This is a genomic window from Loigolactobacillus bifermentans DSM 20003 (assembly GCF_001434575.1).
Taxonomy (GTDB): Bacteria; Bacillota; Bacilli; order Lactobacillales; family Lactobacillaceae; genus Loigolactobacillus; species Loigolactobacillus bifermentans.
Genome location: NZ_AZDA01000001.1, coordinates 36,991 through 51,340, shown reverse-complemented (window position 1 = coordinate 51,340; position 14,350 = coordinate 36,991). Strand labels below are relative to the sequence as shown.

Sequence of the window (14,350 nt, the reverse complement as noted above, 5' to 3'; positions counted from 1 at the left end):
TTACTGAATTCACAGCAACCCCCATTATAGCTAAGAAAGCTTAAAAGTTAAATCACTTTTTTGAGTTGCGTCAACTCAGCCAAATAGCCTACAATAACAATAGCTTAAAGCGCTTTAATTGTACATGAAAGGAAGTCATCAGATGCCAAATTATCAAGCATTTCAGTTAGCAGCAACGGACAACGCCACCACCGCGACTTGGATCACACAAGCGCAACCCGAACCGCAACCTGGTTGGGCGTTGGTCCAAGTTGCCTATAGTGACATGAATTATAAAGATGCCTTAACCACCGATCCTAAAAGCGGCGTCATTCATCATTACCCGCAGACGCCGGGCATCGACGCCGCTGGCACAATTTTAGCTTGCCCCTCTGGCAACTTTGAGCCTGGCACTGCGGTGGTTCTTACCGGCTTTGATGTTGGTGTGAAACAAGCTGGCGGTTACGCCGAATGTTTGTTAGTTCCTGAAGCTTGGCTCCAACGCTTACCCACAGGATTAACCCTGCGAGAAGCCATGATTTTTGGTACCGCTGGCTTTACCGCTGCCCTTTCTGTGCAAGCCTTGCTCCAAAATCCACTCCTTCAAGATAAGGCCCAGCCAATTTTGATCAGTGGTGGCACCGGCGGTGTAGGGGGCTTTGCCATTGCTATTTTAAAAAAACTAGGCTATCAACAGCTCATTGCCAGTACCCGTCACCCGGAACGGGCACACGACTACTTAAAAGCGTTAGGGGCCACCGCCGTCATCAGTTTAGCGGACCTGACGACACCACCCCTTAAACCGTTAATGAAACAACAATTTTCCGGTTATGTGGATGCCTTAGGCGGCAGCACCTTAAGTGCGGTTTTACCTCAAATGAATTATGGTGGCGTGGTGGCCCTTTCAGGTAACGCCGCTGGCATCAAATTGAGTACCACCACCTTACCGTTTATCTTACGCGGCATTCAGTTAGTGGGCATCGATTCTGTTTACTATCCAGCGCAACGTCGTACGGCAATTTGGCAACACTTGGCCACAGACTGGCGGCCAGCTCAACTCGAACAATTTGTCCACAGCACCATTACACCGCAACAGCTGGCAACGACCTTAGCTGATTACTTACACCAACCTAAAACAGGCCGCATTTTAGTCGATCTACAACAAGCATAAAATAACACCCTTAAGCGTTGTTGCTTAAGGGTGTTATTTTATGCTTACTAATCAAGATCTTCGCCAATAAACAAGGCGTTTTCTGAATAATTGACGTATTGGCGTAATTTGGCCGCCATTTGCCATGGAATTGCCTTTTGTTCCAACAATTGTTGAATTCCTTGGCGTTCACCAGCTAAAGCCTGTAGCCGCAAACGGCGCATTTGTTGATCGTATTGTTGTCGTGGTGATGCCTTTTTAACTTTCTCACGACCAAGCTGCTTCAATTTTTCAATTTGATTGCGGTAACTGACAATAATTTGATAAATCAGTTGCCGATTGTAATGGTGTTTCCGCGCCTCATCGCGCTTTAAATAGGCAGAAAGTGCTTTGATACCCCCTTTAGCCGCTTCCTTTTGAAGAGCCAAGGCTTCACCGTATTCCGGCCGTCGTAACCGCCGTAATAACCATTTATCATACCACTTGGCAAAATCACCAGTGATCCGCTGAAACCGTTGAAACGGGTGTAATCCTTCTACTTGCTGGTCCAACACGGCCAATAAATGCCCGCGAGCAGCTAAATGGCGATTAAACAACTGATACGTGCTTGCTGAGATTTCCTGTGCTGCCCAGGCCGCATCGATCACAGCCCGCTCACCGTTTAACCCAATTTGGCGCAAGGCCAATTCATCCGCTAAAAATGGGACTAACTTCTCAGATGGTCGGGAGGATACTTGCAACTGTCGAATCAAATGTTGATATTCAGAAATCAAATCATAAGCTGCCCGCTGATTTTCAGGACGCCGCGCACTTTCCAACCGCTGAACCGCCATTTGCATGGTATAGATCCGTGCCTGGGACTCAGAAACATGATTGTGTTCTGTCGGCTGCGTCGTGGTGGACTGGCCAGTTAGATCCTGGCTCGCCTCACTTCCCCGCGTACTAATGGCGACTTGACGCCGGGTCAGCAGTGGTAAGAACACCACTGCCATGAGTAAACTCAAGATAATCACACCGGCCGCCACAAACAGCATTAGTGCGCGCTCAGGAAAGGCCATGCCATTCGCTAAGGTATACGGCACTGACAGAACACCAGCCATAGTGATCGCACCACGCACCCCAGATAAGCCTGATAAAACGGCGGTCATTAAGTTAGGCCGCACTTTTTTATCCCGCCAATACGTAATGAACATATTGCCTAACGTCCATAATACCCGCAATCCAAACATCGTCAACCAAACCAAAAACACATCCATGATTGCAATCAAAGTTGGATCTTGCGGGTTTTGAATGGTTTGTGTCATGGCAATGGGCAATTCAATCCCTAAAATCAAAAAGACGATTCCATTTAACACGTACACAAACAGATCCCAAGTTCGCTCACTGACAATGCGCAATTCAGGTAAATAATTCACTGAATCTGGTGTCAATAAATTCAACAAAATACCTGCTGCCACCACGGCAATTACGCCTGAAGCATGGCCGCCTTCTTCAGCAATCAGGTAGATCAAAAATGGGATGACCAGCTGTAAGATCGTGTGCAATACTACATCCGTGATGCCTTGATCTAACAACCAACGTTGTAAAAGATGAAAGAAAACACCACCGACGATTCCGATCAACGCCCCGACAATGGCGATATACCCAAAATCCATTAGCGCATGTTGCCAAATAAAAGTGCCAGTCACCGTTGCTGCAACGCCATACTTAAATGCAATCAGGCCACTGGCATCGTTTACCAGACTTTCACCGCTGACCAAATGCAGCACTTTTTCAGGTAATTTTGCCTGACTCGAAATGGATTGCACTGCCACTGGATCCGTTGGTGACAAAATGGCAGCTAATGCAATGGCCCCTGCCAAGGGCAGCGCAGGAATCAACTGATGAATGATCAAGCCACCTAATAAACTGGTGACTAACACTAAAAAAATCGCGTTGGCAATAATCGGTCCTCGTAACGCCCACAATTCGCGCTGGGGAAACTTACGTCCGTCATTAAAGAGCAACGGCGCAATAAACAGTAACATAAACCAGTCAGTTTTAAGCGGGATTTCCACTTTAAAAACCAGGGCTAAAAATAAACCGATTGCAATTTGCAACAAGCTAATCGGAATAAACGTTAAAAAATGACTGAGTACGTTGGACAGTAACACCAAACTGACTAAAACCACAATGCCTTCTAATAATGAAACGGTCACCTCGATTTCCTCCCTTTTTCTAAAAAAGACTGCCGATTAAGACAGCCTGATTGCTTACTTTTCACCAATAATCCGGACTTCTGTTTCCAAGGCAACACCAAACTTTGCTTTAACAACTTGTTGCACATGTTGAATCAAGTTCACATAATCGGTTGCCGTGCCGTGATCAATATTCACCATAAACCCAGCATGCTTCTTTGAGACCTGTACGCCGCCAACCGTATAACCTTGTAAGCCAGCATCATGGATCAGCTTGCCTGTAAAATGACCTGCTGGACGTTTAAACACGCTGCCACAGGAAGGATACTCTAGTGGCTGTTTCGAGGCACGCAACGCATTTAATTCATCCATCCGAGCTCGAATTTGAGCCTGATCACCCGGTGTTAAGTTAAAGGTGGCCGTTAAAACAATGCCTTGGTTTTCTTGCACCACACTGTGCCGGTAACTAAAATGTAACGCCTCACCTGATAAAGTTTGCAAGGTGCCATCTGGCATGAGCAACGTCATCGACTGCACCACGTTGCTCATTTCACCATCATAGGCCCCAGCGTTCATAAACATGGCCCCACCAATACTACCTGGAATCCCGGCCGCAAACTCTAAACCACTTAAACCAGCGGCACAAGCAGCCGCAGACGTATCGACAATTTTGGCGCCGGCCTCTGCCACCAACGTATTGCCAGAAAAAGTCAAGTGGTGCATCTCCGTTAAAATCAACACCAAACCGCGAATACCGCCATCACGAACGATCAAATTACTGGCATTGCCAAGAACTGTTAACGGCCAACCTGCTGTTCGGGCGGCATCGACCAACGTTTGAACTTCCGTGATATTTTTAGGAAACGCCAACATATCTGCTGGCCCACCAGTTTCTGTATACGTATATTTTGCTAAAGATTCATGTGCTTTTAAATTAATATTCGGGAACTTTTGCTGTAATGCTGTGATATCTGCTGGCATGATCCTGCCTTCCTTTCACTCACAAGTACTTCTAGTTTAGCATAAAGCATTTAAGATTGAATAGTGATGAATCCAAACCTTAGCACAAGTTGATTGTTTTTAAAGGGGTATCTCGGTAAAATGGAAGGGATCAAGTAAATAAGATGAGGTGCGATGAAATGAAATTTATGTCTTGGAACGTCAATGGCTTACGTGCAATTTTAAAAAAGAACTTTATGGAAGTTTTCGAAGCCGCTGACGCAGACTTTTTCTGCTTACAGGAAACCAAATTACAGGCTGGCCAAGTTGACCTTGAGCTGCCTGGCTACCATCAATATTGGAACTACGCTGAACGCAAAGGTTACTCTGGTACGGCCATCTTTACCAAGCATGAACCCCAAAGCGTTACTTACGGTGTTGGCGTCCCTGAGCTTGACCAAGAAGGCCGATTGATCACTTTGGAATACCCTGATTTTTATCTGCTGACTTGCTATACGCCTAATTCGCAAACCAAATTAAAACGCCTGGACTTTCGGATGCAATGGGAAGATGCCTTTCGTACCTACATCAGCCAATTAGCTGAGAAAAAAGGCGTGATTTTCTGCGGTGATTTAAATGTCGCCCATGAACCAATCGACTTAAAAAACGATAAAACCAACCATCATAATGCTGGTTTTTCTGATGAAGAGCGCGGCAAGTTTACCGAACTATTAGGCGCCGGTTTTACCGACACCTTCCGCTACTTCTATCCAGACCAAGCCGATACCTACTCCTGGTGGAGCTACCGCTTTAATGCTCGGGCGAATAACGCAGGTTGGCGAATTGACTACTTTGTGACCTCAAATGACCTCCAGCCCCGATTAAAGGATGCTTTGATCCACAGTGAGATTTTAGGCTCTGATCATTGTCCCGTTGAATTACAAACCGATTTAACTGCCGAATAATGACTTTATGAAAGGAGCTTGTCGTTGAACTTTATTGCACTTGATTTTGAAACCGCTAATGCCAAACGGTATAGCGCCTGTTCACTGGCCCTTACCGTCATTCGAAATAGCCAAGTGGTCGATGAATTTTACACACTGATCAAACCAGATACACCGTTTAGTTGGCGTAACGAACAAATTCATGGCATCCACACGCAAGACGTGGCAACTGCACCGGATTTTCCCACCGTTTGGCCACACATCGCATCATTTTTTCAACGTGATCGGTTGGTCATTGCCCACAATGCGACTTTTGACAACAGTGTCCTTAAAAATACCTTGGCACATTATCAAATCCAGCAACCGACCTATTTAACGTTAGACACCTTACGCACCAGTCGCCAATTACTGCCTGACCTACCAAACCACAAACTCAATACAGTTTGTGAGGCGCTGCAGATCGACCTGGAGCACCATCATAATGCGCTAGATGATAGTTTGGCCTGCGCCAATATTTTACTGTATCAATTACAACAATTTGGCCCAACGGCCTTAAAACAATATGTGAAGTTGATCGGTTGATCAAAAAAGAGAGGACGCCAACTAAGCGTGCTCTCTTTTTAAGAGATAGGCCATTGCCGCCACATCTTGTAACCCGGCTTGTGGATCATAAATCGCCTGTTCTAAAATGCCTTCGGTTTTAAACCCTAATTTTTCATATAAATGGCGTGCTCGTTGATTGCGCGTTTGGACGGTTAACGCTAACCGCACTAATGCCGTATCCTGCGCCCACGCTAACATCTCCGATAATAAGATCTGCCCCAGTCCTAATCCCCAGTAATCCTTTAAAATAGCAATGCCAACTTCACCGCTATACTGTTGTTGCACCGTATCAGCTGTTTGAACGCGCACCAGTCCGATCGGCGTCTCACCACTTAGCGCTAATAATAATAAATTGTTAGCTGCGTCATAAACCCGCGCAATTTCAGTTGCCAACGTTGCCACCGGCGCCGCCAATTCAGCAACATCTAATTCTAAATAAGGCGTTTCTTGCCCTAATTGTTGTAACAGGCGTTGCAGCGCTTGTGCATCCTGGGGAATCGCCTGACGTAACGTCACTGCTTCATCATTTGCCATTCATGACCTCCGCAAGCGCCTGTAATAAAGCTGTTCCGCGTTGTCCTTGGGCTGTGATTTGTACCTGCCGTTGTTGGTCCCCTGTTCGGCTGAAATCAAAGCTTAAATAATTGGCTGGCCATAAGTCGGCGACAAATTGTGGCCATTCCACCACGCTAACACCGTCCCCATCAAAATATTCTTCAAGCCCTAAATCATCACCGCCACCATTTTCCAACCGATAAACATCCATGTGATAAAGTGGCAACCGCCCTTCTTGGTACTCACGGATCAGGGTGAAGGTTGGGCTTTTCACATAGCGTTTGATCCCTAACGCATGTGCAAGGCCCTGGGTAAACGTGGTTTTACCAGCACCTAGCTCCCCTGTTAACAGCAAAACATCACCTGGTTGTAGTAAAGGCGCCAATTGGGCCGCAAGCTGCTGCGTTGCGGTCACACTCTCTAACGTTTGTTTCATCAAATCCGCTCACTACTTTCCTGTTGGTTTTCCCAATTATAACATGTGGGCCTAGCCGAACAGATGCCGATGCATCAAAAAAAGCGCTACAAGCTCAGCCTGTAGCACCTTTTTAAACAACCGCTTATTTCATCAATGTTTGAGCAGCTGTAATAATGGCTAATTTATAAACATCTTCTTCATTCGCACCGCGTGACAAGTCAGAAACTGGCTTGTTCAAGCCTTGCAAAATTGGGCCAACGGCTTCGAAACCACCAAAACGCTGGGCAATCTTGTAGCCAATGTTACCAGATTGTAATTCTGGGAAAACAAAGACAGTGGCTTTCCCAGCAACTTCAGAACCAGGTGCCTTTTGGTTGGCAACAACTGGTACGTAAGAAGCGTCAAATTGTAATTCGCCGTCGATCTTATATTGTGGTGCAGCGGCTTGAGCTAACTTCGTTGCTTCTTGAACTTTTGCAACTTCGTCACCCTTAGCAGAGCCCTTCGTTGAGAAGCTCAACATGGCAACCCGTGGTTCGATGTCGAACAATTCTGCTGTTTCAGCAGAGGCAACTGCGATTTCAGCTAATTCTTGTGCATTTGGGTTGATGTTAATGGCACAGTCAGAGAACAAGTAACGTTCGTCACCCTTTGACATAATGAAGGCCCCACTGGTCCGGCTAACACCAGGCTTGGTTTTAATAATTTGCAATGCAGGACGAACTGTATCACCAGTTGGATGAACGGCACCAGAAACCATCCCATCAGCCTTGTCAGCATAAACTAACATTGTGCCGAAGTAGTTTGGATCTAATAACATTTTACGAGCTTGTTCTTCAGTATTTTTGCCTTTACGACGTTCAACAAAAGCAGCAACCAATTCATCAAAATCAGCACTTGTGGCTGGATCGATAACGGTAACACCGCTTAAATCAAAGTTGTTGTCAGCTGCCACTTTAGTAACTTCTGCTTCGTTGCCTAATACGATTGGGGTGACCAAACCGTCTGCTTGTAACCGGGCAACAGCCCCTAAGATCCGTGGTTCAGTTCCTTCTGGGAACACAATTTTAATGGCTTTACCTTTGATTTTTTCAGTTAAACTTGCAAATAATTCCATGTTTAAAAGACCTCCAACAGTCAATTTTTCAAACGCTTTCACAAACTAGCATAGCACAATTTCCTGGATTAGGCACCAGGAAATTCCACATTATCGACAGACGCTGGTAATTGCCAATCAATTGGCTGTTCACCAAAAGCTGCCAATGCTGCATTCGTTTTTGAAAACGGTTTTGAACCGAAGAAACCATAGTTGGCCGAAAATGGACTAGGATGCGCCCCGGTAATCACGGTATTCTTAGATTCATCAATGAGTGGCCGTTTGGACTTTGCCGCATTGCCCCATAAAATAAAGACAACGCCCCCACGTTCAGACAATTTTTCAATCGCCTTATCGGTTAATTGTTCCCAGCCTTTACCTTTATGCGAAAAAGCAGCACCTTGCCGAACCGTTAACACTGAGTTGAGCAACAATACCCCTTGATCCGCCCACTTTTTCAAATAACCATGTTGCACCGGGGCAATGCCGAGATCCGCTTGTAACTCTTTATAAATATTTTGCAAAGATGGTGGTAACCGCACACCTGGACGTACTGAAAAACTAACGCCCATCCCTTGGTTTGGGTTATGATACGGATCTTGTCCTAAAATGACTACGCGCACCTGACTAAAGGGGGTCCACTCAAAAGCCGTAAAAATATGATACATATCTGGATAAATGGTTTGTGTTTGATATTCTTGCTTTAAAAATTCATGCAATTGACCGTAATAGGCTTTGGCAAATTCTGGTGCCAAAATCTCCTGCCAATCGTTATGGATCAATGTTTTCAACTGATTCACTTCCAAAATTTGTTTTTTAAGCTTCATTACTGCTAAGTTTAACCTGTCTCTAAAAAAATGCCAAGGCTTAAAAGCCCTTCCAGAACAGTTTCGTCTCGCTTTCAAATCTGCTAAACTAGAGACTGAATTAGGAAACGGAGGGATGACTGTGATTCGACTCATTGCATCCGATATGGATGGCACCCTGTTGAATGAACGCATGACAGTACCACCTGAAAATGCAGCTGCTATTCAAGCAGCTGCCGAAAAAGGCATTCAATTTATCGTTGCAACTGGACGAAGTTATACAGAAGCAAAACCCCTGATGGAACAAGTTGGAATCAAAACCCCAATGATCACGATGAATGGCGCAGAAGTTTTCGATGAAAATGGTGAGATTATTAGCACCGTTACCATTCGTAAACAAGTTGCCCGTAAAATTTTTCATATTTTACGTGAACAAGGCATTTATTTTGAAATCATGACGATGAATGGCACTTGTTCCGACAGTAAAATGAAGCGGATCCAAAACGTCGCTTCTTTGTTAGTCGATTTAAAAACCACCGACAGCTTTAAAATTGCGGTTTCCTTAGCCTCTGCGCGCCTAGAATTAATGGCCATTAATTACGTTTCCAGTTACGATGTAATTTTGGATGATCCAAATGAATTTATTTTAAAAATCATCGCATTTAGCCCTGAGAACCAGGCCTTACTAGCACCTGTTGCTGAAAAACTAAATGCATTGGGCAATCTGGCCATTACTGCAAGTTCTGCAAGTAACTTGGAGATCAATCACATTGATGCCCAAAAAGGAGCCGCCTTAGCGACCTATGCGGACAAATTAGGGATCCCGATGAGCCAAGTCATGGCCATTGGTGATAATTTAAATGACCGTTCTATGCTAGAAGCGGCTAGTGTTAGCTTTGCAATGGGCAATGCAACACCTGAGATCAAAAAAGTGGCCCGTTATTTAACGGATACCAACATCAACCACGGCGTTGGCCAAGCCATTGAACGTGCCATTCGCGAAAATCTCAGTTAACCCGGTATTTATGAAAAGAGGTGACAAGTGTGGTACAGCTTTACATTAAGGAACAACTGATGGCCTCGCGCGGGGTACCCATCATTGTTTGCAATGCCACGAAACAACCACAATACCTTGTCACCGGTCGCCGAGGACTACGCCAAGATTCCTTTACACTGTATACCGTTGCCGGACAATACATTGCGGAGATTCGCCAGACAACCTTGGGTATTTTCCCGCGTTTTGATATTTTTGTAGGTAAACAAAAAGTCGGCGCTGTTAAAAAAATGTATGGGGTGTGGCATCAATTCCAGTTCGTTAGCGACTTGAATTGGATCGTCATGGGGGACCTGATCAATCACCATTATAAAGTCTACCACCGCACTGAAACAATTTTGACCATGGATAAAGCCATTCTCAGCGATGGTGATTATTACCAATTACAAATCACCCACGAATCAGATGTTCCTGTTTGTATTTTACTCAGTTTAATTTTCGACCACTGGGTGGTTCGCCGCGATAAAAAGCCCCAAAAAGGTGGTAGCTTTAAAGCTGCTTATAACTAAAAGAGTGCCTGCAGGATCAATCAGACCCCTGCAGGCACTCTTTTTTAGATGTTAAGTTGTAAATGTTCGTAGTCATGTCCACTTAAACGCGTCATCCCAACTTTTTGATACCCCATCTTCGTATATAATTTTTTAGCATTAGGATTCGCCACATCAACGTTTAACCCCAACGTGGTATAACCAAGTGCTTTGGCAACCGGAATCACCGCTTTTAAAAGCGCAGTCCCCACCCCTTGATGCTGGTGATTTTCTGCAACTGACAGTGTATCTAAATACCATTCACCTGGAAAAGTTTCCTTATCCGTAAATACCTTATCGTTAGGATCAGCGCCAATTTCTGGCAAATACGCTTTTAGCGCATCATCGATATGGTCCTCTGCTGCAGCCGGATAGCCAAAAGCAACCCCCATGATGGCCCCATTCTGCTCCGCCACAATCCCATGACGATAACTATAACGGTAGTCTTCTGTTTGAAACGCCTTGGCTAAAATTTTAAAAAAGGCTTGTTGATCAACGTTTTGCATAAATGGGAGTTCCATTTCTTCTAAAACGATGTTAATAATTGGAACCGCGCCTTGTGCATCCCGCGGTTCAGCTGGACGAATTTTCATTGAATGAGCCTCACTTTCTCTATAGCCTCAGTTTAGGCAATTTTTAAAGTGATGTCAAAATCCACCAACTAATATGTTGTGAAAAATAATACGATGCCCTATGTAAAATGCAAAAGGCCTCCGATTTCAGACGCTTTTGCTGGATTTCTGTAGCCTCCAATTTAAGTTATTTGAGTTAAGAATATCCAGCCAGCACTCAAATAATTTTCTGCCGCCAGAATACAGCGTATAGGTTGCGTCTGAAATCATCCTGTGTCATTGCCTACACCTCCTTTTAAGTCACTCTTAGCATAGCATGCGCATTGAAGATGTTGAATATCTTTAAAAGAATCTCATTAATCTTTTGTCGTTGCTTGTGCAAAACGAGATTGTCTTGCAAACGAATCGTGTAAGGATTCACATATAAGTATTTGTGAAACATTTTTATTTTTAATTTTCTTCTAATGGTCATTAGAAATAGCTGAGTGTTTTTTCATACAAAAAGAGCGGAAAATCTAAAATTTTCCGCTCTTTTTAATGATCAGTACCGATTTTTCAGCACACGTTGCATTTCACGATCTTGTTCCCGACGTTTAATCGTTTCGCGTTTATCGTATTCATGTTTCCCTTTGGCAACGCCTAATAAGAGTTTGGCAAAACCATGTTTTAAATAAACCCGTAACGGTACCAGCGTAATCCCTTTGTCTTGTACAGCATTCCCCAGTTTGCGTAACTCCTGTTTATGCACCAATAACTTCCGGTTGCGTAATGGGTCTACGTTAAACTGATTCCCCTGCGCATAAGGACTGATATGCACATTCTCCAAGAATAATTCGCCATTACGAATCCGTGCAAAGCCATCCTTTAAGTTCATCCGACCAGCACGAACAGACTTGATCTCAGTTCCGGTTAACACCATCCCTGCTTCATAAGTCTCCAAAATAAGATAATCATGACGTGCTTTTTTATTTTGTGCTAAAACATTATCCGAAACATGTTTTTTCTTCAAGGCAGTTTCACCTCCAACTGAAATTAATGTCGTTGTTGATGATTGGTATTGCTCGTATTGCCATTGCTATTGCGGCGTTGATGATTGCCACGATAATTTGAATGCTGACTACTATTGCCATGACCGCCATTGCGCTGTTGCCCACCGCGACTATGTTGATTGCGATGATCACCACCACCATTACGATTCCCATTTGGCCGACGACCACCATGTTGTTGATTCCGGTTATTTCGGAAATTTCGCCGTGGTTTGCGTTCAACCAAATCGCCAAGATCACTGGTAGGGGTGTTATCATCTGGCAATAATTTAAAGTCAATTTGGTGTTGATCAACATCCACATTCATTAACTTCACGCGTACAGGTTGGCCGATCCGATAAGTCCGCTTTGAATGCTCACCTACCATGGCCAAATACTGCTCAATAAAGTTGTAGTAGTCATCGTCCATCGTTGAAATATGAACCAAGCCTTCAACGGTGTTTGGCAATTCAATAAACAATCCAAACTTCGTCACTGAGCTCACCACAGCATCAAATTCTTCGCCAACTTGTGGCAACATGTATTCAGCCTTCTTCAAGGCATCTGTGTCACGTTCTGCATCGATTGAGCGACGTTCCATTTGCGAGCTATGCGTCGCAACTTCGTCCAATTGATCGCGATACTTCGCTTGTGCTTCTTCATTGGTGCCATTTTCAGCGTACCAGTGAATCAACCGATGAACCATTAAATCAGGATAACGGCGAATAGGTGACGTAAAGTGCGTATAGTATTCTGCAGCGATCCCGAAATGGCCTAATAACTGATCAGCATACTTGGCTTGTTTCATACTCCGTAACATCATAATCTGAATGACAGGTTCAACTGGCGTGCCGTGGATCTTCGTTAAAATTGCCTGCAACATCTTCGGCTTGATGTTTTCAGTATCTCCTTTGGCAACCACACCGATGTTATTGATAAACTCGTAAAATGCTTTGATTTTATCCGTATCTGGTGTTTCATGCACCCGGTATAAGAATGGCACGTGTAACTTGTTATAATGCTCAGCCACCGTTTCGTTAGCCGCTAACATAAAGGACTCGATCATGCGTTCACTGGTCCCACGTTCACGTAATTCAATGTCCGTTGGATGACCGTCTTCGTCAACAATGATCTTAGCTTCAGGCTCTTCAAAATCAATGGCGCCACGCCGATGCCGCATGTCTTTCAAGATCTCATGCAACTCACCCATCACTTCAAACATTGGTACAAAATGGTCATAAGTGGCACGCACAGTTGCATCTTGTTCGTCTAAAATCTGGTTCACAGCCGTATACGTCATGCGGGCTGCACTTTTAATGACAGCTGGAAAAATCTCATGCTTCACGATTTGACCTTGGGGTGAAACTTCCATTTCACAAGTCATGGTTAAGCGTTCGACACCTGGGTTCAAGGAACAGATGCCATTTGAAAGTCGTTCTGGTAACATCGGCAACACACGATCTGTTAAATAAGTCGATGTCCCTCGTTCAAAGGCTTCATGATCTAAAGCGGTTCCTGGTGTGACATAATGGGCAACATCCGCAATACTAACCCCTAAATGGAAGTTGCCGTTAGGTAACTTCCAAGCTACAACGGCATCATCAAAGTCCTTTGATGTTTCGCCATCAATGGTGACAAAGTCTTGATCTGTTAAATCACGCCGCCCGGTTTTTTCATCTGCTTGCACTTCAGATGGAATCTGGTTGGCCTCTGCCATCACGTCGTCAGGAAATTCAGTGGGGATTCCATGACGGAAAACAATCGCCATAATATCGACACCAGGTGCATTTTTATTTCCTAGATCCTCAACTGCCAAACCGCGCATTGTCTTAGGAAAATCAGCACTCGGGTAGTTGGTAATTTCAGCAACCACCATATCACCGTCTTGCGGTTGTAACCCCGTATCACCTAAATAAACGGGAACATCTTGTAAACTTTTTTGAGTCAGGTGTAAAAAGCCATAATAATGCTTTTCAGCAATTTCACTCGGTGAAAAACCAGTGAACTCACCAACGACCCGACTAAAGTTACGCTTCACAACATTGGTGATTTTTCCTTCTGGTCCTTTACCACTACCAGGAACAGCAGGACGAATCACTTCAGCTTCAACTTCATCGCCATTTAAGGCAAAGTTGGTATTATCCGCAGACACATATACGTCAGGTTCAACTTCGTCCCAAGCAATAAAACCAAAGCCACGATCGTTAGCGTGAAAGATCCCACTAACGGTTTGCGCAGCAACTACCACACCGTAACGATTTTTACTGTCTTGTTGTACTTTCTTTTCTTGGGTTAATTTTGTCAAGGTTTGGACTAAAATCTTAAAGGCAACTGCCCCTTTTAATCCTAACTGGTCACTTAATGCTTCAACCGTAAAATAACGATTGGGTTGCGCTGCTAAACGCTCTAATAATTCATTTTCAAATAAGTCGTTTTTACTCAAAGGAAACCTCATTTCCAAATGTTTTGACATTTTATCTTCATGGTTAGCTTATCAAGGAAAAG

The 14,350-nt window shown here is 44.3% G+C and carries 14 protein-coding genes; 5 read left to right on the top strand and 9 right to left on the bottom strand.

Annotated elements, in window-relative coordinates; translation table 11 throughout:
- Positions 1-142: 142 nt before the first annotated feature.
- Positions 143-1,150, top strand: coding sequence for an acrylyl-CoA reductase family protein (locus FC07_RS00220; protein WP_057903118.1), 1,008 nt, complete (start codon positions 143-145; stop codon positions 1,148-1,150).
- Between the two features lie 47 nt (positions 1,151-1,197).
- On the opposite strand, the gene FC07_RS00215 is transcribed toward FC07_RS00220, so the two are convergent.
- Together FC07_RS00215 and murB are read right to left on the bottom strand one after the other, a co-directional pair.
- Positions 1,198-3,327 carry a cation:proton antiporter gene (locus FC07_RS00215; RefSeq protein WP_057903117.1) on the bottom strand — a complete coding sequence of 710 codons (2,130 nt, stop codon included), beginning with the start codon at positions 3,325-3,327 and terminating at the stop codon, positions 1,198-1,200.
- 54 nt (positions 3,328-3,381) lie between these two features.
- Positions 3,382-4,287, bottom strand: coding sequence for a UDP-N-acetylmuramate dehydrogenase (gene murB, locus FC07_RS00210; protein ID WP_057903116.1), 906 nt, complete (start codon positions 4,285-4,287; stop codon positions 3,382-3,384).
- Between the two features lie 158 nt (positions 4,288-4,445).
- Here murB and FC07_RS00205 point away from each other — a divergent pair, with 158 nt between their 5' ends.
- Both FC07_RS00205 and FC07_RS00200 read left to right on the top strand, forming a co-directional pair.
- Positions 4,446-5,210 carry an exodeoxyribonuclease III gene (locus FC07_RS00205; RefSeq protein ID WP_057903115.1) on the top strand — a complete coding sequence of 255 codons (765 nt, stop codon included), beginning with the start codon at positions 4,446-4,448 and terminating at the stop codon, positions 5,208-5,210.
- Positions 5,211-5,234: 24 nt separating this feature from the next.
- A complete protein-coding gene (locus tag FC07_RS00200) occupies positions 5,235-5,771 on the top strand; it encodes a 3'-5' exonuclease (protein ID WP_057903114.1) in 537 nt (178 codons plus the stop codon).
- A gap of 21 nt (positions 5,772-5,792) precedes the next feature.
- Here FC07_RS00200 and FC07_RS00195 read toward each other — a convergent pair whose 3' ends face one another.
- The 4 genes from FC07_RS00195 to FC07_RS00180 all read right to left on the bottom strand — a co-directional run bounded on the left by FC07_RS00195 (position 5,793) and on the right by FC07_RS00180 (position 8,652).
- Complete coding sequence (locus FC07_RS00195; RefSeq protein WP_057903113.1) at positions 5,793-6,326, bottom strand: GNAT family N-acetyltransferase; 534 nt, start codon at positions 6,324-6,326, stop codon at positions 5,793-5,795.
- On the bottom strand, positions 6,316-6,783 hold the full coding sequence (gene tsaE / locus FC07_RS00190) for a tRNA (adenosine(37)-N6)-threonylcarbamoyltransferase complex ATPase subunit type 1 TsaE (RefSeq protein ID WP_057903112.1): 468 nt from the start codon (positions 6,781-6,783) through the stop codon (positions 6,316-6,318). Before tsaE ends, FC07_RS00195 begins: the two co-directional genes overlap by 11 nt.
- A gap of 124 nt (positions 6,784-6,907) precedes the next feature.
- A complete protein-coding gene (pta, locus tag FC07_RS00185; protein ID WP_057903111.1) occupies positions 6,908-7,882 on the bottom strand; it encodes a phosphate acetyltransferase in 975 nt (324 codons plus the stop codon).
- 68 nt (positions 7,883-7,950) lie between these two features.
- On the bottom strand, positions 7,951-8,652 hold the full coding sequence (locus tag FC07_RS00180) for a uracil-DNA glycosylase (protein ID WP_057903159.1): 702 nt from the start codon (positions 8,650-8,652) through the stop codon (positions 7,951-7,953).
- Positions 8,653-8,809: 157 nt separating this feature from the next.
- Here FC07_RS00180 and FC07_RS00175 point away from each other — a divergent pair, with 157 nt between their 5' ends.
- Both FC07_RS00175 and FC07_RS00170 read left to right on the top strand, forming a co-directional pair.
- A complete protein-coding gene (locus FC07_RS00175; protein ID WP_057903110.1) occupies positions 8,810-9,682 on the top strand; it encodes a Cof-type HAD-IIB family hydrolase in 873 nt (290 codons plus the stop codon).
- Between the two features lie 29 nt (positions 9,683-9,711).
- Complete coding sequence (locus FC07_RS00170; protein ID WP_057903109.1) at positions 9,712-10,230, top strand: LURP-one-related/scramblase family protein; 519 nt, start codon at positions 9,712-9,714, stop codon at positions 10,228-10,230.
- A gap of 44 nt (positions 10,231-10,274) precedes the next feature.
- On the opposite strand, the gene FC07_RS00165 is transcribed toward FC07_RS00170, so the two are convergent.
- From FC07_RS00165 to rnr, 3 genes are all read right to left on the bottom strand, one after another.
- Positions 10,275-10,841: a GNAT family N-acetyltransferase gene (locus FC07_RS00165; RefSeq protein ID WP_057903108.1), complete on the bottom strand. Its 567-nt coding sequence runs from the start codon at positions 10,839-10,841 to the stop codon at positions 10,275-10,277.
- 520 nt (positions 10,842-11,361) lie between these two features.
- Complete coding sequence (smpB, locus tag FC07_RS00160) at positions 11,362-11,829, bottom strand: SsrA-binding protein SmpB (protein WP_057903107.1); 468 nt, start codon at positions 11,827-11,829, stop codon at positions 11,362-11,364.
- A 23-nt stretch (positions 11,830-11,852) separates the two neighbouring features.
- A complete protein-coding gene (gene rnr, locus FC07_RS00155) occupies positions 11,853-14,288 on the bottom strand; it encodes a ribonuclease R (protein WP_155797761.1) in 2,436 nt (811 codons plus the stop codon).
- Positions 14,289-14,350 lie beyond the last annotated feature (62 nt).

Excerpts from the sequence above, each read along its gene's own strand:
- murB (WP_057903116.1), bottom strand. The coding sequence starts at position 4,287 with ATGCCAGCAGATATCACAGCATTACAGCAAAAGTTCCCGAATATTAAT.
- FC07_RS00220 (WP_057903118.1), top strand. The coding sequence starts at position 143 with ATGCCAAATTATCAAGCATTTCAGTTAGCAGCAACGGACAACGCCACC.
- FC07_RS00205 (WP_057903115.1), top strand. The coding sequence starts at position 4,446 with ATGAAATTTATGTCTTGGAACGTCAATGGCTTACGTGCAATTTTAAAA.
- FC07_RS00195 (WP_057903113.1), bottom strand. The coding sequence starts at position 6,326 with ATGGCAAATGATGAAGCAGTGACGTTACGTCAGGCGATTCCCCAGGAT.
- pta (WP_057903111.1), bottom strand. The coding sequence starts at position 7,882 with ATGGAATTATTTGCAAGTTTAACTGAAAAAATCAAAGGTAAAGCCATT.
- FC07_RS00165 (WP_057903108.1), bottom strand. The coding sequence starts at position 10,841 with ATGAAAATTCGTCCAGCTGAACCGCGGGATGCACAAGGCGCGGTTCCA.
- tsaE (WP_057903112.1), bottom strand. The coding sequence starts at position 6,783 with ATGAAACAAACGTTAGAGAGTGTGACCGCAACGCAGCAGCTTGCGGCC.